This window comes from Streptomyces sp. NPDC004031 (assembly GCF_053604375.1).
In genome coordinates this window covers 74097-96105 of the sequence record NZ_JBSGHL010000029.1, presented here as the reverse complement: position 1 = coordinate 96105, position 22009 = coordinate 74097, and the positions used below count along the sequence as shown (strand labels likewise).

General features: G+C 72.9%; 21 protein-coding genes. 17 read left to right on the top strand and 4 right to left on the bottom strand.

Going from position 1 to position 22009, the window contains the following annotated elements; translation table 11 throughout:
* Positions 1–74 precede the first annotated feature (74 nt).
* Together ACWERV_RS20020 and ACWERV_RS20015 are read right to left on the bottom strand one after the other, a co-directional pair.
* Positions 75–1262, bottom strand: a complete 1188-nt coding sequence (locus ACWERV_RS20020) for an acyltransferase family protein (RefSeq protein WP_452934701.1) — start codon at positions 1260–1262, stop codon at positions 75–77.
* Positions 1263–1304: 42 nt separating this feature from the next.
* Positions 1305–1907 carry an acyltransferase gene (locus ACWERV_RS20015; RefSeq protein ID WP_452934698.1) on the bottom strand — a complete coding sequence of 201 codons (603 nt, stop codon included), beginning with the start codon at positions 1905–1907 and terminating at the stop codon, positions 1305–1307.
* A 144-nt stretch (positions 1908–2051) separates the two neighbouring features.
* Here ACWERV_RS20015 and ACWERV_RS20010 point away from each other — a divergent pair, with 144 nt between their 5' ends.
* From ACWERV_RS20010 to ACWERV_RS19965, 10 genes are all read left to right on the top strand, one after another.
* Positions 2052–3563, top strand: a complete 1512-nt coding sequence (locus ACWERV_RS20010; RefSeq protein WP_452934696.1) for an SDR family NAD(P)-dependent oxidoreductase — start codon at positions 2052–2054, stop codon at positions 3561–3563.
* Between the two features lie 100 nt (positions 3564–3663).
* The gene (locus ACWERV_RS20005) at positions 3664–5829 is read left to right on the top strand and encodes a hypothetical protein (RefSeq protein ID WP_452934693.1); all 2166 of its coding nucleotides are present in this window, start codon (positions 3664–3666) and stop codon (positions 5827–5829) included.
* A 123-nt stretch (positions 5830–5952) separates the two neighbouring features.
* On the top strand, positions 5953–7020 hold the full coding sequence (locus ACWERV_RS20000) for a glucose-1-phosphate thymidylyltransferase (RefSeq protein ID WP_398181672.1): 1068 nt from the start codon (positions 5953–5955) through the stop codon (positions 7018–7020).
* A complete protein-coding gene (gene rfbB, locus ACWERV_RS19995; protein WP_452934690.1) occupies positions 7017–8009 on the top strand; it encodes a dTDP-glucose 4,6-dehydratase in 993 nt (330 codons plus the stop codon). The genes ACWERV_RS20000 and rfbB overlap by 4 nt, the downstream gene beginning before the upstream one ends.
* Complete coding sequence (gene rfbD / locus ACWERV_RS19990; protein ID WP_398181677.1) at positions 8006–8905, top strand: dTDP-4-dehydrorhamnose reductase; 900 nt, start codon at positions 8006–8008, stop codon at positions 8903–8905. Before rfbB ends, rfbD begins: the two co-directional genes overlap by 4 nt.
* Positions 8898–10289 carry a lipopolysaccharide biosynthesis protein gene (locus ACWERV_RS19985; protein WP_452934687.1) on the top strand — a complete coding sequence of 464 codons (1392 nt, stop codon included), beginning with the start codon at positions 8898–8900 and terminating at the stop codon, positions 10287–10289. Before rfbD ends, ACWERV_RS19985 begins: the two co-directional genes overlap by 8 nt.
* A gap of 74 nt (positions 10290–10363) precedes the next feature.
* Positions 10364–11083: a glycosyltransferase family 2 protein gene (locus tag ACWERV_RS19980; protein WP_452934684.1), complete on the top strand. Its 720-nt coding sequence runs from the start codon at positions 10364–10366 to the stop codon at positions 11081–11083.
* A 2-nt stretch (positions 11084–11085) separates the two neighbouring features.
* Positions 11086–11493 (top strand): DUF2304 family protein, encoded by a 408-nt coding sequence (locus ACWERV_RS19975; protein ID WP_452934682.1) that lies wholly within the window; start codon positions 11086–11088, stop codon positions 11491–11493.
* Positions 11480–12484 (top strand): glycosyltransferase family 2 protein, encoded by a 1005-nt coding sequence (locus ACWERV_RS19970; protein ID WP_452934680.1) that lies wholly within the window; start codon positions 11480–11482, stop codon positions 12482–12484. Before ACWERV_RS19975 ends, ACWERV_RS19970 begins: the two co-directional genes overlap by 14 nt.
* The gene (locus tag ACWERV_RS19965; protein ID WP_452934678.1) at positions 12481–14016 is read left to right on the top strand and encodes a DUF6020 family protein; all 1536 of its coding nucleotides are present in this window, start codon (positions 12481–12483) and stop codon (positions 14014–14016) included. The genes ACWERV_RS19970 and ACWERV_RS19965 overlap by 4 nt, the downstream gene beginning before the upstream one ends.
* Here the strand turns inward: ACWERV_RS19965 and rfbC are convergent.
* A complete protein-coding gene (gene rfbC, locus ACWERV_RS19960) occupies positions 13962–14585 on the bottom strand; it encodes a dTDP-4-dehydrorhamnose 3,5-epimerase (protein ID WP_452934675.1) in 624 nt (207 codons plus the stop codon). The two genes, ACWERV_RS19965 and rfbC, sit on opposite strands and share 55 nt — an antisense overlap.
* Before the next feature lie 200 nt (positions 14586–14785).
* On the opposite strand from rfbC, the gene proB reads away from it, so the two are divergent.
* The 5 genes from proB (at position 14786) to ACWERV_RS19935 (ending at position 20070) form a co-directional block, all read left to right on the top strand.
* Positions 14786–15901: a glutamate 5-kinase gene (gene proB, locus ACWERV_RS19955; protein WP_452934712.1), complete on the top strand. Its 1116-nt coding sequence runs from the start codon at positions 14786–14788 to the stop codon at positions 15899–15901.
* Positions 15902–16055: 154 nt separating this feature from the next.
* On the top strand, positions 16056–16517 hold the full coding sequence (locus tag ACWERV_RS19950) for a hypothetical protein (RefSeq protein WP_398181702.1): 462 nt from the start codon (positions 16056–16058) through the stop codon (positions 16515–16517).
* Between the two features lie 389 nt (positions 16518–16906).
* Entirely contained in the window at positions 16907–18193 is a 1287-nt protein-coding gene (locus ACWERV_RS19945) for a glutamate-5-semialdehyde dehydrogenase (RefSeq protein ID WP_452934672.1), read from the top strand.
* A 112-nt stretch (positions 18194–18305) separates the two neighbouring features.
* Positions 18306–18737, top strand: a complete 432-nt coding sequence (locus tag ACWERV_RS19940; protein WP_398181708.1) for an SCO2583/SCO2584 N-terminal domain-containing protein — start codon at positions 18306–18308, stop codon at positions 18735–18737.
* Positions 18738–18801: 64 nt separating this feature from the next.
* Entirely contained in the window at positions 18802–20070 is a 1269-nt protein-coding gene (locus ACWERV_RS19935; protein ID WP_452934669.1) for an SCO2583 family membrane protein, read from the top strand.
* Here ACWERV_RS19935 and ACWERV_RS19930 read toward each other — a convergent pair.
* Positions 19952–21070, bottom strand: a complete 1119-nt coding sequence (locus tag ACWERV_RS19930; RefSeq protein ID WP_452934666.1) for a M48 family metallopeptidase — start codon at positions 21068–21070, stop codon at positions 19952–19954. The two genes, ACWERV_RS19935 and ACWERV_RS19930, sit on opposite strands and share 119 nt — an antisense overlap.
* Before the next feature lie 171 nt (positions 21071–21241).
* On the opposite strand from ACWERV_RS19930, the gene ACWERV_RS19925 reads away from it, so the two are divergent.
* The gene (locus ACWERV_RS19925) at positions 21242–21391 is read left to right on the top strand and encodes a hypothetical protein (protein ID WP_398181714.1); all 150 of its coding nucleotides are present in this window, start codon (positions 21242–21244) and stop codon (positions 21389–21391) included.
* Positions 21392–21398: 7 nt separating this feature from the next.
* Positions 21399–22001 (top strand): nicotinate-nucleotide adenylyltransferase, encoded by a 603-nt coding sequence (nadD, locus tag ACWERV_RS19920; protein WP_398181718.1) that lies wholly within the window; start codon positions 21399–21401, stop codon positions 21999–22001.
* Positions 22002–22009 lie beyond the last annotated feature (8 nt).

Sequence of the window (22009 nt, the reverse complement as noted above, 5' to 3'; positions counted from 1 at the left end):
AAGGCGGGTGGGAGACGCGGACATCCGCGTCTCCCACCCGCCTTCGCCGTACGGCCACGGTCCTCCGGACCCCGCTACAGGCGCTTGCGCAACCAGGCGTAGGCGGGCCGTTCCACCCAGCGCTGCACGACGTACGCGAGGGCCAGCACGAGCAGCACGGTGGTGGCGAGCGTCGGGTAGGTGCCCATGTGCAGACGCAGATGCCGGATCAGGGCGAAGCCCAGCTCCTCGTGCAGCAGGTACAGGGGGTAGACGGTGGCTCCGGCGACCGTCAGCCAGCGCCAGCTCACCCAGTCCAGCTTGTGCAGGGCGACGGCGAGGATGAGCAGGTAGAAGAGCGTGATGAGGGCGATCACGACGGTGTTGTTCTCGTGCAGGCCCTGACGGTGCAGCTTGATCGTGTGCTGGGTCATGTCCTGCTGCACGGACAGCCAGCTGGCGCCGAGCAGCAGCCACAGCTTCAGGTCGGCGCCGAAACGGTACATCAGGTACATCGTGATGCCGGCGACGAACAGCGCGGTGTTGATGGCCGGCGCGAGGGTCGAGACGATCTGCAGCCCGGTGGGCTGCTGGAAGAGCATCGACACCACGAGCCAGGCCCAGCAGAAGACGTAGACCCGCTGGAAGTCCAGTTTTTTGGTCAGGACCAGCAGGAAGACCAGGTAGAACAGCAGCTCGGCGTAGAGCGTCCAGTACGAGCCGACCAGGTGCCGGGCGCCCATGGGGACCTGGAACATCGACAGGTTCATCAGCGAGTCACTGGTGCTCGGCGGGGTGCGGTTGTGGTCCGGGACCGCGTGCCACAGGGTGTAGGCGACGATGATCGAGAACCAGTACGCCGGGAAGAGCCGCAGGAAGCGGGCCTTCACGAACTGGCCCGGCGTGCGGTTCCAGGCGGACAGGCAGATCACGAAACCGCTGATGATGAAGAACAGCTGGACGCCGTACGAGCCGTACTTGGTGAAGCGGAACACCGTCGGGAAGAGGTGCTTCGGGTTCGCCCCCCATATGGTGGGGCTCGACCCGTCGATCCCGGTGTAGTGGAAGAGCATGACGGACAGGGCGGCCACCACCCGCAGGCCGTCCAGTGCGTAGAGCCGTCCCGGGGCCTTCGCCCGGTCCGGGCCCTGCTCGGCGGTGCGCGGTGTCTGCGCGGGCAGGGCCTCGGGCTCCGCGGGCAGGACCTGCGAGGGGATCCCCGTGCCCAGGCCGCTCCCGGCAGCCGGCGAGGGCGGTATCGCCTCTGCGTTCGTCTGAGTCATGTCGTGTCGATTCGATTCGCCGGAGTTGGGGTGCTCGCCCGGTCAGCCCGCGCGCTCGGTCAGGACGCCGTCGGCCTCGTCGTACAGCTCCCCGGTCTGCGGGCACTGCCACACGCCCGGCTCGCCGTCCCGCTCGGTCAGCCGCACGCCGGCCCGGCCGACCCAGCCCAGCCGCTTGGCGGGCACCCCCGCGACCAGCGCGAAGTCGGGTACGTCACGGGTGACGACGGCGCCCGCGGCGACGAGTGCCCAGCGGCCGACGGAGACGGGGGCGACGCACACCGAGCGGGCGCCGAGCGAGGCGCCCTCGGCGACGACCACGCCGACGGCCTCCCAGTCGCCGCCGCGCTTCTGCTTGCCGTCGGGGTCGACCGAGCGCGGGTACTGGTCGTTGGTGAGCACCGCCGCGGGACCGACGAAGACGCCGTCGCCGAGCCGGGCGGGCTCGTAGACCAGGGCGTAGTTCTGCAGCTTGACGTTGTCGCCGATGACCACGCCGGTGCCCACGTAGGCACCGCGGCCGACGACGCAGCCGGTGCCCAGCACGGCCTGCTCACGGATCTGGGCCAGCTCCCAGACACTGCTGCCGGCGCCGACCTGCGCGGTCTCGTCGACCTGGGCGGTGGGCTGGACTCTGTAGTTCACGGGAGCTGCCTTCCGGTTCGGGGATGGGGGAAAGCATACGATCGGCGAACAGAGGGGAACGCTCAGAGGTGGTCTGCCTTGCGACAGGGTTGCTGCCGGTGAGAGCATCGAGCGTTCCCTCGTCGCACCGGGCAGGTTTTTCCGTTGTCGCAGCACACCGCCACACCCCGTACCACCGCAGTGATCCTCGCCGGTGGCACCGGTCAAAGGGTCGGACTCTCGATACCCAAGCAGTTGCTCAAGATCGCGGGCAAATCCGTGATCGAGCACACGCTCGCGGTCTTCGAGCAGGCGGACTGCATCGACGACGTCCTGGTGCTGATGGCGCCCGGCTACGTGCCCGACGTGCAGAAGATCGTCGCGAAGGCGGGCCTGGGCAAGGTGGCCCGCGTCATGGAGGGCGGGGCCACCCGCAACGAGACCACCGAGATCGCCATCCAGGTGCTCGGCGCCGACCTCGCCGAGGGCGAGGACCGCAACCTGCTCTTCCACGACGCCGTCCGGCCGCTGCTGTCGCAGCGCATCATCGCCGACTGCGTGGCCGCCCTGGACCGCTACCAGGCCGTGGACGTGGCCATCCCGTCCGCCGACACGATCATCGTGACGCGCACCCACGGCGAGGACGGCGAGTTCATCACCGACATCCCGGACCGCTCCCGGCTGCGCCGCGGCCAGACGCCGCAGGCCTTCAAGCTGTCGACGATCCGCCGCGCGTACGAGATCGCCGGGAACGACCCGAACTTCCAGGCCACCGACGACTGCTCGGTGGTGCTGCGCTACCTGCCGGACGTGCCGATCCACGTCGTCGCGGGTGACGAGTACAACATGAAGGTCACCCAGCCCGTCGACGTCTTCATCGCCGACAAGCTCTTCCAGCTCGCCTCCACCGCCGCCCCGCACCCCGCCGACGCGGAGTCCTACCGGGCCGCGCTCGCCGGCCGCACGATGGTCGTCTTCGGCGGCTCGTACGGCATCGGCGGCGACCTCGCGCGGATCGCCGAGGAGCACGGCGCCACCGTCTACGCGCTGGGCCGTTCCACCACCGGCACCCACGTCGAGGACCCGGAGCAGGTCGAGGAGGCGCTCGCCCGTGCCTACCAGGAGACCGGGCGGATCGACTACGTGGTGAACACCGCGGGCGTGCTGCGCATCGGCCGGCTCGCCGAGACGGACGGCTCGGTCGTCGAGGAGGCGCTGCGCGTCAACTACCTCGGCCCGGTGCTGATCGCCCGCGCCGCGCACAAGTACCTCGCCGAGACCGGCGGCCAGCTGCTGCTCTACACCTCCAGCAGCTACACCAGGGGACGGGCCGACTACAGCCTGTACTCCTCGACCAAGGCCGCGATGGTCAACCTCACCCAGGCGCTGTCCGACGAGTGGGCCGCCGACGGTATCCGCGTCAACTGCGTCAACCCCGAACGCACCGCCACCCCCATGCGCACCAAGGCATTCGGCCAGGAGCCCGAGGGCAGCCTGCTGTCCTCCGAGGCCGTCGCCAGAACCTCGCTGGACGTCCTGCTGTCCGCCATGACCGGGCACGTCATCGACGTGCGTCAGCAGGACCCGACCCGGAGCAACGGGGCGGTGTCCGGCTTCGAGGCCGCCCTCGCCCGCACCCTGGCCGACAGCGACGACACCGGGGCCGCGCGCGCCTGACGGGCTCGCGCCGCCTCACCGTGAACGGCAGCAGGGGGTACTGCCGCTCACCAGAACCGCAGCACATTGTGACACTGAGGAACCGAGGAGCACTCACCCCGTGATCTCGAAGGCCATCCGCGTAGCCCGCGTCGGCTCCCGCACCGAACTGGCTGCGGCGGCGCTGATGCTGGTCAGCTACCCCTGCCTGCTGGTGGCCGCGCTGCTGCCGTCGGCCGCGTTCTTCGCGGTCGCGACCGCAGTCGGCTACCTCGCCGACTGGTCCCTGCACCAGCGCCGCAGCTACCTGGTCAACCGGCTGGCGCTGCTCGGCGTCGGGCTGCCCGCCCGCTTCCTGGTCCGCGAGCTGACCGTCCTGCTGCTGCTGGCCCGCCTCGGCCTGGGCGGCACCTCGGTCTTCGCCTCCGCCGTCGTGGTCTTCGTCGTCTTCTACGGTCTCCAGGCCCCGCACGGCGCGCTCCTCACGCTCATCGGCAACCGCCGCAAGCTGCCGTTCCAGACCCGCAACATCGACCTGAGCCGGCTGCGCATCCCGGACGCCCCGCCGTCCTGGCTGGTCGGCCGCGGCCAGGAGAAGATGCTGCACCTGGACGTCTTCGCGATGGCCGGGCTGCTGGTCTACGCCCACGGCGAGGCCGCCGCGTACGGCTGGACCGGCCTCGCCCTGACCGTCGGCCTCGCGCTGCTGTACGTGCTGCTGGTCGCGCCCTACCTGCTGCTCCGGCGGCGGCTGCCGGCCGGCCGGCCGAAGGCGCTGGCGTTCATCGACACCTGGCTGCGCGAGTACCGGCCCACCACGGTGCTGTACTTCTCCGGGTCGCCGGACTCCGCGTACCAGGTCAACATGTGGCTGACGACGATGGAGCAGCTCAGGGAGCGCCCGCTGGTCATCCTCCGCGAGGAGGTCATCCTGGCCAAGCTCGCCCCGACCGACCTGCCGGTGCTGTGCGTGCCGGGGGCCGTGCACCTGATGAACATGGACCTGTCCAGCGTGCGGGTCGCGCTCTACCCGGCGAACGTCGGCAAGAACATCCACCTGCTGCGGGTCCCGACCATCAAGCACGTCTTCGTCGGCCACGGCGACAGCGACAAGATCGCCAGCGTCAACCCCTTCAGCAAGGTCTACGACGAGGTGTGGACCGCCGGCCGGGCCGGCCGCGACCGCTACGCGCTCGCCGAGGTCGGGGTGCGCGACGAGGACATCGTCGAGGTCGGCCGCCCGCAGCTGGACCCGATCCGCACCTGGGACGGCGCCGCCCCCGACGGCATCCCCACCGTGCTCTACGCTCCCACCTGGGAGGGCTGGACCGACGACCCCGGCAACACCTCGCTGATCCTGGCCGGTGCGAACATCGTCCGCGGCCTGCTGGAGTCCGAGCCGCCGGTGCGCGTGCTCTACAAGCCGCACCCCTTCACCGGGACCGTCGACAAGCGAGCCAAGGCCGCCCACCAGAAGATCACCGCCCTGGTCGAGAAGGCCGCCGCCGCCCGCCGCTCCGACCCCGCGTGGGCCGCGCGCACCGCGGGGGGCGCCGACGCGCGGGCCGCCGCCCGCGCCGAGGTCGCCCGGCTCGACACGGAGATCGCCGCGCTCACCGCGGGCCCCGGCGCGGACGGGGACGACCCGGCCGTCGCCTCGCGGGACGCGCTGACCGACCCGGCCGCGGGCGAGCGGCTGGCCCGGCTCCGGGTGGAGCGCGACACCGCGTACTGGGCGTCGATCGCACCGTGGGAGCACACCGTCGTCACCGGCCCGGCGCCGCACCTGTACGACTGCTTCAACCAGGCCGACGCGATGGTCTCGGACATCTCCAGTGTCGTGTCGGACTTCGTCGCGACCGGCAAGCCGTACGCGATCACCGACTCGGCCGGGCTCGGCGAGCAGGAGTTCATGCGGCAGAACACCGCCGCGCGCGCCGCGCTGATCCTCGACAACAGCGCCGCCCGGGTGGGCGAGCTGGTCGCCGCCGTCGTCCGCCCCGAGAACGACCCGCTCGCCGTGGCCCGGCGCGAGATACGCGCCTACCTGCTCGGTCCGGACGAGCCCGCCTCGATCGAGCGCTTCGGCGAGGCCGCGCGCGAGCTGGCCGGCCGCGCCGAGAGCCGTATCGCCCGGCTGGCGGCCCTGCAGATCGACCTCGCCCCCGAGAACGACGAGGCGTCGCCCGCGGAAGGCCCGGAAGGCCCGGAAGGACCGGAAGGACCGGAGGGCCCTGAGGGGGCCGCGGCCACCCAGGAGGCCCGCGAGGAGGCCGGCGCGGCCTGACAGCGGGTCAGCCCGCACGGGCCCGGCGGCGGGCGTTCCGCCGCCGGGTCGCTATGCTCGTGCCGAGGCCACCGGAAGTTCGGTCGGCCGACCACCGCCGTTCCCTTGACAAGGACGAGCAACGTGAAGGCACTTGTGCTCGCGGGAGGCGCCGGGACGCGTCTGCGGCCGATCACCCACACCTCGGCGAAGCAACTCGTACCGGTCGCCAACAAACCGGTCCTCTTCTACGGCCTGGAGTCCATCGCGGCCGCCGGGATCACCGACGTCGGGATCATCGTCGGGGACACCGCCGACGAGATCCGCGCGGCGGTCGGCGACGGCTCCGCGCTCGGCCTGGAGATCACCTACATCCGCCAGGAGGCCCCGCTGGGCCTGGCGCACGCGGTGCTGATCGCCCGCGAGTTCCTCGGCGACGCGGACTTCGTGATGTACCTCGGTGACAACTTCATCGTCGGCGGCATCACCGCCCTGGTCGACAACTTCCGCGCCGAGCGCCCGGACGCCCAGATCCTGCTGACGAAGGTCTCCGACCCGCGGGCCTTCGGCGTCGCCGAGCTGGGCCCGGACGGGCGCGTGCGCACCCTGGAGGAGAAGCCGGACGTCCCGCGCAGCGACCTCGCGCTCGTCGGCGTCTACCTCTTCACGCCCGCCGTGCACGAGGCGGTGCGCGCGATCCGGCCGTCCCGGCGCGGCGAGCTGGAGATCACCCACGCGATCCAGTGGCTCGTCGAGCAGGGGCGGGACGTCCGCTCCACCACGATCTCCGGCTACTGGAAGGACACCGGCAACGTCACCGACATGCTGGAGGTCAACCGCTCGGTGCTGGAGACCGTGGAGCCGTGCTGCGAGGGCGAGGTCGACCCGGAGAGCGAGATCATCGGCCGGGTCAGGATCGAGGCCGGTGCCAAGGTCGCCGGCAGCCGGATCGTCGGCCCCGCGGTGATCGGCCCCGGCACCCTCATCGAGGGCTCCTACGTCGGCCCCTTCACCTCGGTGGCCGGCGGCTGCGTCATCCGGGACAGCGAGATCGAGTACAGCATCGTGCTGCGCGACTCCTCGGTGTGCGGGGTGGGCCGCGTCGAGGCCTCGCTCATCGGCCGCAACGTCGAGGTGACCCCGGCCCCCCGCCATCCGTCCGCGCACCGGCTGGTGCTGGGCGACCACAGCAAGGTGCAGATCTCCTCATGACCGACCGCGTCCTGGTCACCGGCGGCGCCGGCTTCATCGGCTCGCACTACGTCCGCACCCTGCTGGGCCCCGGCGGCCCCGCCGGAGGCCGCGACGTCGAGGTGACCGTCCTCGACAAGCTCACCTACGCGGGCAACCCCGCGAACCTCGACCCGGTGCGCGACCACCCCGGCTTCCGCTTCGTCGAGGGCGACATCTGCGACGCGGAGCTGGCCGCGCGGCTGGTCGAAGGCCACGACCAGGTCGTGCACTTCGCCGCCGAGTCGCACGTGGACCGCTCCATCCTGGGCGCGGCCGACTTCGTCCGCACCAATGTGCTGGGCACCCAGACGCTGCTGGACGCCGCGCTGCGCACGAACTTGCGCACCTTCGTGCACATCTCCACCGACGAGGTGTACGGCTCGATCGACGAGGGCTCCTGGCCCGAGACCGACCCGCTGCGGCCCAACTCGCCCTACTCGGCGTCCAAGGCCGCCTCCGACCTGCTGGCGCTGTCCTACCACCGCACCCACGGCCTGGACGTGCGGGTGACGCGCTGCTCCAACAACTACGGGCACCACCACTTCCCCGAGAAGGTCGTCCCGCTGTTCATCACCAACCTGCTGGACGGCCTCCCGGTGCCGCTCTACGGCGACGGCGGCAACGTCCGCGACTGGCTGCACATCGACGACCACGTCCAGGGCATCGACCTGGTGCGCACCGGCGGCCGCCCCGGCGAGGTCTACAACATCGGCGGCGGCACCGAGCTGTCCAACAAGGAGCTGACCGGCCTGCTGCTGGAGGCGTGCGGCGCCGGCTGGGACAGCGTCGAGCACGTCACCGACCGCTTGGGCCACGACCGCCGCTACTCCGTGGACTGCACCAAGATCCGCACGGAACTCGGCTACCGCCCCACGAAGGACTTCACCGAGGGCCTCGCCGAGACCGTCCGCTGGTACCGCGACAACCGCGCGTGGTGGGAGCCGCTCAAGGCACGGGCCGCCCTGTGAGCGACGCAGGGGGATCCCGGTGGCTGGTCACCGGGGCCGGGGGCATGCTCGGGCAGGACGTGCTGGGGCGGCTGCGGGCCGAGCCGGGGGTCGAGGCGGTCGGGCTGGGACGCGCGGCGCTCGACGTCACCGACGCCGCCGCCGTACGCGCCGCGCTGGACGCGCACCGTCCCGACGTCGTCGTCAACTGCGCGGGCTGGACGGCCGTGGACGACGCCGAGACGCACGAGGCCGACGCCCTGCGGGCCAACGGCGACGGGCCCGCGCGGCTCGCCGAGGCGTGCGCCGGCGCCGGGGCCCGGCTGCTGCACCTGTCCACCGACTACGTCTTCCCCGGCGACGCCGCCACCCCCTACGCCGAGGACGCCGCCCCCGGGCCGCGCAGCGCGTACGGCCGCGGCAAGCTCGCGGGGGAGCGCGCGGTGCTCGCCGCCGCCCCGGACACCGGTTACGTCGTCCGCACCGCGTGGCTCTACGGCGCGGGCGGCGCGAACTTCGTCCGGACGATGATCCGGCTGGAGCGCGGCCACCCCACCGTCGATGTCGTCGACGACCAGCGCGGCCAGCCCACCTGGACCGCCGACCTCGCCGACCGGCTCGTCCGGCTCGGTTCCGCCGCGCTCGCCGGGACCGCCCCCGCGGGCGTCTACCACGGCACCAGCGGCGGCGAGACGACCTGGTACGGCCTGGCCCGCGAGGTCTTCCGGCTGCTCGGCGCCGACCCCGACCGGGTGCGGCCCACCACGACCGCCGCCTTCCCGCGCCCCGCGCCCCGGCCCGCGTACAGCGTGCTCGGCCACGACCGCTGGCGGGCGGCGGGCCTGGAGCCGATCCGCGACTGGCGGGCCGCGCTGGCCGACGCCTTCGGCACACTGCGGGCGGCCGCCGATGACTGACGGGGCGGGAACGGAGACGGAGACCGGGACCGAGGCCGAGGCCGGGGCGGGCAGCGGCACCCGGACGCGGACCGCGGCGCGGACCTCGCCCGCGCGGCTGGTGCGCGGCGCGGTCGCGATGCTGCCGCCGGGCACCGCGCTGGTCGGCGCGGGCACCGCGGTACTGGGGCTGGCCGGATACGTGCAGCTCGCGGTCGCCGGGCACGTGCTCAGCTCGGACCGGATGGCCGGGCTGAGCGTGCTGTGGACGCTGGTCTTCTCCGTGGGGCTCGGGCTGTTCTTCCCGGTCGAGCAGGAGATCACCCGGCTGGTCGCGGCGCGTGTCGTGGTCGGCGGGCGGGTCGCGCCGGTGCTGCGCCGCGGGCTCGCCACCTCGCTGCTGCTGCTCGCGGTGGTGTGCGCGCTGTCCGCCGCGGTGGCCCGGCCGCTCGCCGACCGGCTCTTCGACGGCGACCTCGCGCTGGTCGGCGCGCTGTGCGCGGCCTTCGCCGGGCTGTCGGTGGCGCATGTCACCCGCGGGGTGCTGGCCGGGGCGGGCCGCTTCCGCGCGTACGGCTTCCAGCTCGCGCTGGACGGCTCGCTGCGGGTCGTGCTGTCGGTGGTGCTCGCGCTCGCGCACGTGCGGACGGTGCTGCCGTACGCCGCGATACTGGCGCTGCCGACGCTGGTGTCGGTGCTGGTCACGAGCCCGGCGGTGATACGGGCGGCGGGCTCCTGGACGGGCGGCGAGCGGCTGCCGTGGCGCGCGCTCGCCACCGGTCTGGCCGCGCTCGTCCCGTCCACGCTGCTGGCGCAGGCGCTCGTCAACGCGTCCGTGGTGAGCGCCAAACTGCTGAGCGCCGCGGACACCGCGTTCATCACCGCGCTGCTGTCGGCCGTGGTGCTCGCGCGGGTGCCGCTGTTCGTCTTCGGTTCGCTCCAGGCCTCGCTGCTGCGCGGCCTGTCCTCCGCGGTGGCCGCCGGGGACCGGGCGACGTTCCGTCAACTGCTGCTGCGCACCACGGCGTTCACCTTGCTGCTGGGCGGCTCGGGCGGACTGGTCGCGGTCGTCGCCGGGCCGTGGCTGGTGCCGCGGCTGTTCGGCTCGCCGCATCTGCTGGGCGCGGCCGACTTCGCGTGGCTGTCCGGCGGCACGCTGCTCTACATGCTGGCCTCCGTGCACGGCCAGGTGCTCCAGACGATGGGCGGCCACCGGCGCCAACTCGCCGCGTGGGCCTGCGGGATCGCCGCGCTGCTCGTCGTGACGGCGGCCCCGTTCGCGGTGCGCGACCGGGTCGAGATCGCGTACGCCGTTGGCGCGGCGGTCACCGAGGCGCTACTCGCCGGGATGGCGTACGTCACCTGGGGGCAACCAGAAGCCGGACTTCTCCGTCAGACGAAGTGAGGCGCTCGCGCAGGGGGTGAACCGGCGTGCGCGCCGGGCCAGTTCTGTGCGGGAGCAACACGAGAGGCTGCGGCATGACGGCAACTGTCACCACGCCGTTGTTAACGGGGGAGCGCGTCGAGGACGTCTGGCTCGTGACCCCGGTCTTCAACGAGGCCCAGGTCATCGGGGACGTGGTCGCCGAGGCGCGACGCACCTTCCCGCACGTCGTCTGCGTCGACGACGGCAGCACCGACGGTTCCGCGCTGCGGATAGCCGAGGCCGGCGCCCACCTGGTGCGACACCCCGTCAACCTGGGTCAGGGCGCGGCCCTCCAGACCGGCATCGAGTACGCGCTCGCGCAGCCCGGTGCCCGCTACTTCGTCACCTTCGACGCCGACGGCCAGCACCGTGTCGAGGACGCCCTCGCGATGGTCGCGCTGGCCCGCGAGAGCGGCGCCGACGCCGTCCTCGGCTCCCGCTTCCTGAGCGGCGAGGGCGAGGTGCCCCGGCTCAAGCGCATCGTGCTGCGCACCGCCGCGGCCGTCAGCCCCACCGCGCGCAGGCTGCGGCTGTCCGACGCGCACAACGGGCTGCGGGTCTTCAACCGCGAGGCGGCCACCCGGCTGGACATCACCATGAACGGCATGGCGCACGCCTCGGAGATCACCGGCTTCCTCGCCCGGTCCGGACTGCGGGTCGTCGAGGCCCCGGTCGACATCCGGTACACCGACTACTCGCGGGCGAAGGGCCAGTCGCTGCTCAACGGCGTCAACATCCTCTTCGACCTGTCCCTGAACCGTCGGAGAAACTGACCGTGCTCATCCAGCTGGTCCTGATCGGCGCCGTCGTCGTCATGCTGGTGCTCTTCGCGCGCCGCTGGCACACCGCGGGCGTCCGCGCCTGGAAGCGCCTGGCCTTCCTGGCCTTCTGCCTCATCAACGCCTACGCGGTGATCCGGCCGCAGGACACCACGCGCGCCGCGCACCTGCTCGGCGTCGGACGCGGCACCGACCTCGTCCTGTACTTCCTCGTCGTCGGCGTCACCGGGCTCGCCCTCAACACCTACCTGCGCTTCCGCGCCCTGGAGCAGCGGCTCACCGAACTCGCCCGCGACCAGGCCCTGCGCAGCGCGCACCGCCCGGACGACGCGGCGTACGTACCGGCCGGCGCCCCGCCCGCACCGCACACCCCCGAAGGGACCGTCCCCGGTGACGACGATTGACATCATGCTGCCGTACTACGGCGACCCGGAGCTGATGCGGCAGGCGGTGCGCAGCGTGCAGGCGCAGACCGACCCGCACTGGCGGCTCACGGTCGTGGACGACGGCAGCGAGCCCGGCGTGCCCGAGTGGTTCGCCGCGCTCGGCGATCCCCGGGTCCGCTATCTGCGCAACCCCGTCAACCTCGGCATCACCGGGAACTTCCGCCGCTGCGTCGAGCTCGTCGAGCACGACCTCGCGGTCCTCATGGGCTGCGACGACCTGATGTGGCCCAGCTACGTGGCCGTGCAGCGGGCGGCGGCCGAGGCGATGCCGGGCGCCGCGATGTACCAGCCGGGGGTGCGGGTCGTGGACGGCGCGGGCGAACCGGTGCGCACCCTGGTGGACGCGGCGAAGAAGCGCATCGGCCCGCCTGCCCGCACCGAGCGCGCCCGGCAGTCCGGCGAGGCGCTCGCGGCGAGCCTGCTGCGCGGCAACTGGCTCTACTTCCCGGCGATGTGCTGGCGCTCGCGCACCCTCAAGGAGGTCAGCTTCCGGGAGGACCTGACCGTCGTCCAGGACCTCGCCCTGGTCATGGAACTGCTGCTGCGCGGCGAGGAACTGGTCACCGACCCGGAGGTCTGCTTCGACTACCGGCGGCACGCGCTGAGCGAGTCGTCCGTCCAGGCCTTCTCCGGCACCCGCTTCGCCGAGATCCGCCGCTATCTGCTGGGCGTCGCCGCCGACTGCGACACCGCGGGCTGGCACCGCGCCGCGCGCGTCGCCCGGCGCCATGTGACGACCCGGCTGCACGCCCTGACGATGGTGCCGCGCGCCCTGCGGCACGGCCGCTTCGGCGCCGCGCGCAGCCTGACCGGGCACGCCTTCGCCCCCGTGCGACGCGGCCCGGCCCGTACGGCCCCGCCCGCCGGGGCGGTTCCGCCCGAGCCCGTCGGCGCGGCGTCCGGCGCCTCCGGTCCGTCCACCCCGTCCTCGTCCTCCTCCGCCTCATGACCGCACCCGCCCTGCGCCGGCTGGCCGCGCCGCTGCGCCGCGTACCGCCCCGGCTGCGGATCGCCGCCGCCGTCTACGCCGGGTGCCAGGCGGTGCTCCTGCTGTGGTGGGCGGCCTTCTACCCCGCCAGGACCAGCGCGGACAGCGTCACGTACACCTACGAGGTGACCGACGGGCCCTGGCGCTCGGACCACTCCGTCGCCTACGACGCGCTGGAGTGGCTGTCGCTGCACCTCAGCGGCGGCGTCGCGGCCCTGACGCTGCTCCAGACGGTGGCCACCGCCGCCGCCCTCGGCTACGTCTGCCACTGCCTGCGCGCGCTCGGCGTACGCGGCCGGTGGAGCGCGCCCGCCGCGCTGCTCGTGGTGCTGCTGCCCTCCAGCGGCACCTTCGTGGTCTACGTGTGGAAGGACGTCGCCTTCGCGGTGGCCACCCTGGTCGCCTTCGGCGCGCTCGTCTCGCTGACCGCCCGCCGGCTGCGCACGGACGGCCCGCTGCCCGCGGACCGGGGCCTGCGCCGCGACACCCTGGTGCTCGCCGCGGGCTTCCTCGGCATCGGTCTGTTCCGCAACAACGGCTTCCCGGTGCTGCTGTGCGCCGGGGTGCTGCTCGTGCTGCTGCTGCGCGGCATGCGCCGCCGGATGGCGCTGGCCGCCGCCGTACCGCTGGTGATCACACTGCTGCTCAACGGGGTCGTCTACTCCGCGCTCGGCGTGCAGAAGCCGCGCGCGGACGAGGCGTACGCCTTCAACTACGCCGACATCGGCGTCGCGTACGGCGAGCGCCCGGACACCTTCACCCCCGCCGACCTGGCCCTCATGCGGCAGGTCGCGCCGCTGTCGCACTGGTCGGGACCGGGCGCCGACTGCCACGAGGCCGACGCGCTGATGCGCAAGCCGATGAACCGCCTCAAGGCCGGGCAGCTCAACGACCAGCTGATGGACCTGTGGTTCCGCATCCTCGAACGCACCCCGGGGCTCGTCGTGCACGCCCGGCTGTGCCGCGCGGACATCGCGTGGAAGCCCTTCGGCACCCACACCGGCCTCTACTCGCCCTCCTCGCGCGCGGCCCTCGACAAGTGGCGCGCCGCCCGGCACGACTCCGCGCGCAGCGTCCCGTACGGCGACTCCCTCTACCCGCGCCCGCTGTCGTACAAGCTGAACCACCTGGCCACCGACCTGCTCCGGCGCAGCGAGCGGCACTACGTCCAGCCCGCCGTGTGGCGCGGGGTGAACTGGACGTACCTGGGCTACCTGATCGTGCTGCTGGCGGTGGTACGGCGGCGGCGCCCGGTGCTGCTCGCGCTCGCCGCGCTGCCGGTCGGCCTCCAGCTCACCGTGCTGGTCGCGAACCCGTCACCGCTGTGGCGGTACATGTCCGCGTCGCTGATCCTCGGGGTGCTGACGCTGCCCGTCGCCGCCCTGGCCCTCGCACCGCGCCCCGGGCGCGACGCCGGGCCGGACGGCGAACCGCCCGGTCAGCCCGCGGCGGCACCGGCCGAGGCGACCGCGGCGCGCAGCTCCTCGGCGTAGGACCGGCACGCCGCGTACGACGGCAGCAGCCCCTGCTCCCGCGCCTGCGCGAGGGTGGGGGCCGCCGCGTCCTTCTCCGACAGCAGCGGCGGCACGTCCTGCGGCCATTCGATGCCGAGCGCCGGATCCAGCGGGTCGATGCCGTGCTCCCGGCTCGGGGCGTAGCCCTCCGAGCACAGGTACACCACGGTGGCGTCGTCGGTGAGCGCCATGAACGCGTGGCCCAGGCCCTCCGACAGATAGACCGCGCGGTGCTCCACGTCGTCCAGCCGCACCGCCTCCCAGCGGCCGAAGTCCGGCGAGCCGGTGCGGATGTCCACGACCACGTCCAGCACCGCGCCGCGCACGCACTTCACGTACTTCGCCTGCCCCGGCGGCACGTCGGCGAAGTGCAGGCCGCGCAGCGTGCCGCGCGCCGACACCGAGCAGTTGGCCTGCGCCAGCCGCAGCCGGTGGCCCGCGGAGGCGAGGAAATCGCCCTCGGTGAACCACTCGTGAAAGCTTCCCCGCACATCCTGGAAGACCTTCGGCTCGTGCACCCAGGCACCGGGGACGGCAAGCTCCCGCATGAGTTCTCCTCTGGTGGCCGCGCTGCCGCGCGTGTCGGGCCCGGCACGGCCCGTGAGCCATCGTAGATCCCACAACGGCCCCGTCCGCGTCTCGCCGTCCGAGACGATGCGGGGCTCCCGGCGGTTTCGGGCCACACTGGGGGCGGCGGAACGGTCGACCCGAGGGACGGACGCAGGTGACGACGGCGGCACGGCAGGACGTGGTGCAGGCCCGCAGAGTCGTGGTGAAGGTCGGCTCGTCCTCGCTGACCACGGCATCCGGCGGGCTGGACGCCGACCGGGTCGACGCGCTCGTGGACGTCCTGGCCAAGGCCCGCGAGGAGCGCGAGGTCGTCCTCGTGTCCTCCGGCGCCATCGCCGCCGGGCTCGCCCCCCTCGGCCTGCCCCGCCGCCCGCGCGACCTCGCCCGGCAGCAGGCCGCCGCCAGCGTCGGCCAGGGCCTGCTCGTCGCCCGCTACACCGCCTCCTTCGCCCGCTACGGCATCCGGGTCGGCCAGGTGCTGCTGACCTCGGACGACGTCAGCCGCCGCACCCACTACCGCAACGCCTACCGCACCCTGGACCAGCTGCTCGCGATGGGCGCGCTGCCCATCGTCAACGAGAACGACACCGTCGCCACCGACGAGATCCGCTTCGGCGACAACGACCGGCTCGCCGCCCTCGTCGCCCACCTCGTACGCGCCGACCTGCTGGTGCTGCTCTCCGACGTCGACGGCCTCTACGACGGCGATCCGCGCACCCCCGGCACCTCCCTCGTCGGCGAGGTCCGCGGCCCCGCCGACCTGGAAGGCATCTCCATCGGCAGCGCCGGCCGCTCCGGCGTCGGCACTGGCGGCATGGTCACCAAGGTCGAGGCCGCCGCCATCGCGACCGGCGCGGGCGTCCCCGTCGTCCTCACCTCCGCCGTGCACGCCGCCGACGCCCTCGCCGGACGCCCCACCGGCACCCACTTCCACCGCACCGGCAAGCGCTCCGCCGACCGGCTGCTGTGGCTCGCCCACGCCTCCGCCCCGCGCGGCTCGCTGCGGCTGGACGCCGGGGCCGTCCGGGCGGTCACCCAGCGGCACAGCTCACTGCTGCCCGCCGGGCTCACCGGCGTCGAGGGCGACTTCGCCGCCGGCGACCCCGTCGACCTGGTGGACGAGTCCGGCGCCGCCGTCGCCCGCGGGCTGGTCAACTACGACGCCCGCGAGCTGCCCCGGCTGCTCGGCCGCAGCACCCACGAGCTGGCCGCCGAACTCGGACCCGCCTACGAGCGGGAAGTCGTGCACCGCGATGACCTGGTACTGCTGCGTCGCCAGGGACACACGAGCTGATCTCGTCCGGGGCTTCTTGCCGAAAACGCCCCCGCGCCCTGCCGGAGCCTGGTCAACTTTGATGAGGATGCGATGCGCAGGTACGTCCCTGCCGCCGCTCCCGTCGCACCGGCGGGACCGGCCGCGGTGGGCGCAACCCACAGGGAGGCCGCCGGTGAAACGAGGGCGCCCAGGGCAACTGACCAGGACGTCGACGGAGCGAGCGCTGGTCAGCGTCGACCGCGCGGCACCGGACGCCCACGTCGTGCCGCACCAGGCCCGTCCGCAGGAGCGGGCCGCCGCCCGGCTGTGGCACGTCACGCTCAGCGTCGCGGGACCCCACACCCCCCTGCCCGAGCTGCGGCGCGCCCTCGAACAGCTCGCGAACGACCACCCCTTCCTGCTGACCAGCCGCTACGCACCCGACCACGCGGAGATCCGCTACTGGGAGGAAGCGCGCGACGTCCACGACGCGGCCGCGCTGGCGCTCCGGCTCTGGGGCGAACACCGCTCCTCGGCGAAGCTGCCGCCCTGGGAAACGGTGGGTCTCGAGGTCATCGACCGGGTGACCTACCACCAACGCATCGCCGCCGGCGCGGTCCCTTCCCCCATCCCGGCGGGCGTCCACCCCTTCTGACCTCCCCCCGCGGGAAGCGCGCGGCTGCGCTGCGGGGCACCCGTTCTGGGCCTGCGGCCCGTGCTGGGGGGCACGCGTTTTTCGGGGTGCGCGTGCCGCGCCGGGCCCTCGTTTTTCAGGGGCGCGGGGAACTGCGCTCCCCCAGAGCTTCGCCTGGGAGGTGCCCCCAGCCCCCACCGGGGCGCGGGTAGGCAACCGGCCCGAAGGGGCAGTTCGGTCCGCTCCGGACCACCGGCCGGTGGTGGGTTGCTCGCGCAGTTCCCCGCGCCCCTGGGGGCGCCCCGCGCGGCAAGCGCGAGCCAGGAACGGGTGCCCGGCGGGGCAAGGGCAGCGTCCCAGCGGATGGGCAGCGGGGGCGCGAGGCCCCACGGATTCAGTACCCTGCACGCATGGATGCGCTGACGTCAGGCGAAGAGTCCCCCGTCATCCGCGCGGCAACCCGCGCGAACGCCGCCGCCGCGGAACTCGCCCCGCTGCCGCGCGCGGCGAAGGACGCCGCCCTGCTGGCGATCAGCGCCGCCCTCCGCGCGAGGGCCACCGACATCGTGGCGGCCAACGCCGACGACGTGGCCCGCGCAGCCGACGCGGGGACGAGCCCGGCGATCATCGACCGGCTGACCCTCACGGCGGAGCGCGTGGAGGCGATCGCCGCGGACGTCGACCATGTCGCGGGCCTGCCCGACCCGGTCGGCGAGGTGCTGCGCGGCTCGACGCTGCCGAACGGCCTGGAGCTGCGCCAGGTCCGCGTCCCGCTCGGCGTGGTCGGCATCATCTACGAGGCCCGGCCGAACGTCACCGTGGACGCCGCGGCCCTGTGCCTGAAGTCGGGCAACGCGGTGCTGCTGCGCGGCTCGTCCTCCGCGTACTCCTCGAACGCCGCGCTGGTCGAGGTGCTGCGGGAGGCCGTCGAGAGCGCGGGTCTGCCCGCGGATTCCGTCCAGCTCGTACCGGGCGAGTCGCGCGACTCCGTCACCGAGCTGATGCGGGCCCGCGGCCTGGTGGACGTGCTGATCCCGCGCGGCGGCGCGTCCCTCATCCGTACCGTGGTCGAGGGTTCGACCGTTCCGGTGATCGAGACGGGCACGGGCAACTGCCATGTGTACGTCGATGCCGAGGCCGACCTCGACATGGCCGTGGACATCCTGGTCAACTCCAAGGCGCAGCGTCCGAGCGTGTGCAACGCCGCCGAGACGCTGCTGGTGCACCGCGACATCGCGGACCGCTTCCTGCCGCGCGCGCTGGACGCGCTCGCCGACGCCGACGTCACCGTGCACGGCGACCCGCGGGTGCTGGCCGTCGCGGAGGAGGCCGGCAGCAAGGCCACCGTGGTGGCGGCGACCGCGGAGGACTGGGAGACGGAGTACCTGTCGTACGACATCGCCGCCGCCGTCGTGGAGTCGCTGGACGCCGCGGTCGCGCACATCCGGCGGTGGTCGTCGGGTCACACCGAGGCGATCGTGACGTCGTCGCAGCCCGCGGCCCGCCGCTTCACCCGGCTGGTCGACGCGGCCGCGGTGATGGTGAACGCCTCGACGCGTTTCACCGACGGCGGCCAGTTCGGCTTCGGCGCGGAGATCGGCATCTCCACCCAGAAGCTGCACGCGCGCGGCCCCATGGGCCTGCCGGAGCTGACGTCCACCAAGTACGTCGTCACCGGGGACGGCCACATCCGCTGACCTGCGGCGCCGCCCCGACCCGGGCGCACTGGGCCGTCCGGGTGCACAGCCGGCCCACAGGCGGCCCGGATTCCCCTGCCCAAAAGGCCAACTTCCGCATTACTCTGGACAGATGCCGGACGATGACGAGTTCGCCTCCGTAGTCCTCGACGAAGAATTCGTACGGTCTGCCCTGTTCCACGAGCCCACGGCCCAGGAACGGATGCTCGCCGTCGCCGAAGGTCCCGCTACTGCGCCCGGGTGGTCCGGGCGGCGCGGGTCCGGCCGCCATGACGTCCCCGAGCTGGACGACACGGCGGATCTCGCCCCCGATCCCCTCTATGCCGCGGGGCACCCCTACCGCGGCAGCAGCACGCGCTGGCACCGCCCGGTGGCCTGGGCTCTCGCCGTGGTCATGGGCATCGGAGTGGTCGCGCTGACCTTCGCCGCGGTCTACCGCGGAGCCGGCGCGGGCACCCGACGGCCGGCCGACGCGCCGCCGTCCAGCGGCAGTCAGGTGGGGCGGCAGAGCCTGCCGCCCGTCGTCGGCGCACCCGCGCCCTGATCCGATGTCAACTCGGCCGGTACGGGGGAGTTTATTCCCGCGTCGGCGGACATAACCTTGTGGTATGAGCGGGCCTGGAGACCCTCCTGAGGGCACGCCCGAGGGCGCCTCAGGAGGCGGTGAGGACGAATTCCGATCCGTCGTCTTCGACGAATCGTTCGTGAGGGCTGCCCGGATCCAGGAGTTCTCCGCCCGTGAGCGGCAGGACGAGGCCGGCCGTGCCGTCCGGGTGCGCCACGCGCTGCCCGGCGGCCTGGCCCGCCAGGCGGTGGCCCTGGTGCTGCTGATCGTGCTGGCCTTCTCCTTCGCCGTGTACATGGGGGTGCGCCACCCTTACCACGCGCACGATCCGGCCTCCGGCACCGAGCTGCAGGTCACCGTGACCCCGCTGGTGCCCGACGGCCCGGTGCGCGCCGTGTCGCCCGACGCGCCCTTCGCGGGCACCCCCGCGGCCCGGCCCGACTTCCACAGCCGCGAGAAGGGCCTGGCGCTTCCGCAGGACGTGGAGGCGGTCGGCGACTTCGACGTGGACGACGTGACGGCCGGCTACGAGATCGTCCGGAGCTTCCTCGACGACTCCGGGCTCCAGGAGCAGACGGTCACCGGCGGTGACACCCGGGCCGTGCAGAAGCTGCTGGAGCCCGAGCAGCTCGACCTGTTCAACGGCAGCCTCAGCGCCCCGGTGGCGGACGGCGTGCACGAGGCCACCGGCTGGCTCGTGCGCTTCGACCCGGACCCGGGGGACCGCGTCGAGCTGGCGACCGACGACATCCGGGTGCGCGGCACCTATTCCGCCGACCTGACCACGGACGGGCGGCTGGAGGTCGTCGCCGACCACACCTACGTCTACGCCATCCGGGACGCCGCCGACCCCGACGGGCCGGTGTCGCTCTTCACCGTCCGGCGCCGGATGGCCTTCCACTTCACGCACGGCCAGCTGCGCGAGCACCGTCTGGAGGTCGTGCGCTCCGACGTCACGGCCGGGCCGCTCGCGTGCGCGGCGGAGGTGCAGAGCTACTTCCTGCCGATACTGGCCGGCCACAGTGCACCCGACACCGTCAGCGGGGTGAACCCGTACGAGACGGCCGCCCCGCCCGGTGCCCGCTGCGCCCCGCTCACCGGGGTGGACCCGACGGAGGGCACGGGGGCCGCCGCGAACCCGGGCACGACGGCCCCGAGCGCGACGGCCCCCGCCGTCCTGGACACCGTGACCGCTACGGCAGCGGGCTCTCCGGCTGCCCGTCCTCAGGATCAGGACCGGATTCCGGTGTCCCCGAGTCCGCTGCTGACTCCTGCGGGCGTTCCGCGGTCGCCTGCGAGCCGGAGCCTGTGAAGCGGTCGCGGAGCCGCCCGCCGACGTCGGTCGCCCCGTTGGTGATGTCGCGTATCAGGCCCATCAGCGGGTCCTTGCTGCGCTTCATCGAGTCGGAGTAGTGCGTCGCGGTGTCGCGGAAGGCGTCGGAGACCGAGGCGTCCTTGTCCTGCGTGCGCTTGGGGTAGTGGCCGTCCATCAGCCGCTGGTACTCGCGGGTGGTGGCCCAGCGGCGCAGCTCGGAGGCCCGGATGGTGGTGAAGGGGTGGCTGCGCGGCAGCACGTTGAGGATCTTCAGGACGGAGTCGCGCAGGTCGCCGGCCGCCTCGTACTCGTCGGCCTGCTTGAGGAACGCCTCGACGTTCATCTCGTGCAGGTGGTTGCCGCCGGCGATCTTCATCAGGCCGCGCATCGACGCCTGGAGGTCCTGGCCGACGAGCAGCCCGGCGCGGTCCGCCGACAGCTCCGACTTGCGGAACCACTCGCGCAGCGCCGTGATGATCGCCAGCACCGCCAGGTTGCCCAGCGGGATCCAGGCGATGCGCAGCGCGAGGTTGGTGAGGAAGAGCAGTATCGTCCGGTAGACCGAGTGGCCGGACAGCGCGTGGCCGACCTCGTGGCCGATGACCGCGCGCATCTCCTCCTCGTCGAGCAGCTCGACCAGGCCGGTGGTCAGCACGATGACAGGCGCGTCCATGCCGATGCACATGGCGTTGGGCTGCGGATCCATCGTCACGTACATCGTGGGGACCTTCTCCAGGTCCAGGATGTGGCAGGCGTCCCGCAGCATCGCGTTGAGATGGGCGAACTGCTCGTCGCTCACCCGGACGGAGTCCGACAGGAAGAGCAGCCGCACACTGCGCTCGGGCAGCAGACCGCTGAGCGACTTGAAGACCGTGTCGAAGCCGCTGAGCTTGCGCAGCGCCACCAGGGCGGAGCGGTCGGCGGGGTGCTCGTACGCCCGTGACGAGATGTCAGGGAACCTTCTGCGGGTACGGCCCGGGACCTTCTCGGTACTCACCCGGTCGTCCCCTGATGCGTGCGACTCGGACATACTGGCCCAACCCCCTGCTAGCCCACCGGTACACAAAGCTGGACGCGCGGAGCCTGCGCGAAGTTCCCACGGGCACGCCCGTACCATGTGCCGAGAGTCTTGCCGCCTGTCCCCGACTTCGCAAAGGGTTCCGCTGACATGTCGCCCGCCGCAGTCTCCGCACTGACCACGCTCGCCGAGGACAACGGGGGCAACCACCCCAGCCTCAGCCCGTACCTGACCGGCTTCGGCGCGCTGGGTGCCCTGCTCATCCTGCTGTGGCTGGTCACCCGCTTCAACCGCGACTAGTCTCACCATGTCCGACGCCAAACGCCGTATCGGTGTGATGGGCGGCACGTTCGACCCCATCCACCACGGGCACCTGGTGGCCGCGAGCGAGGTGGCGAGCCTTTTCCACCTCGACGAGGTCGTCTTCGTCCCCACCGGGCAGCCCTGGCAGAAGAGCGAGCGCGCGGTGTCACCTGCCGAGGACCGGTATCTGATGACGGTGATCGCCACCGCGTCCAACCCGACGTTCTCGGTCAGCCGCAGCGACATCGACCGCGGGGGTGCGACATACACCATCGACACCCTGCGCGACCTGCGTGCCGAGCACCCCGACGCGGACCTCTTCTTCATCACCGGGGCCGACGCCCTGTCGCAGATCTTCTCCTGGCGCCATGCCGAGGAGCTCTTCGCGCTCGCACATTTCATCGGGGTGACCCGCCCCGGGCATACCCTGTCGGACCCGGGCTTCCCCGAGGGCGGAGTGTCCCTCGTGGAGGTCCCCGCCCTGGCGATCTCCTCGACCGACTGCCGGCAGCGGGTGGCCAAGGGCGACCCGGTCTGGTACTTGGTTCCCGACGGAGTCGTGCGCTACATCGACAAGCGCGCGCTCTACCGGGACGCCTCCGGATAACACGCACC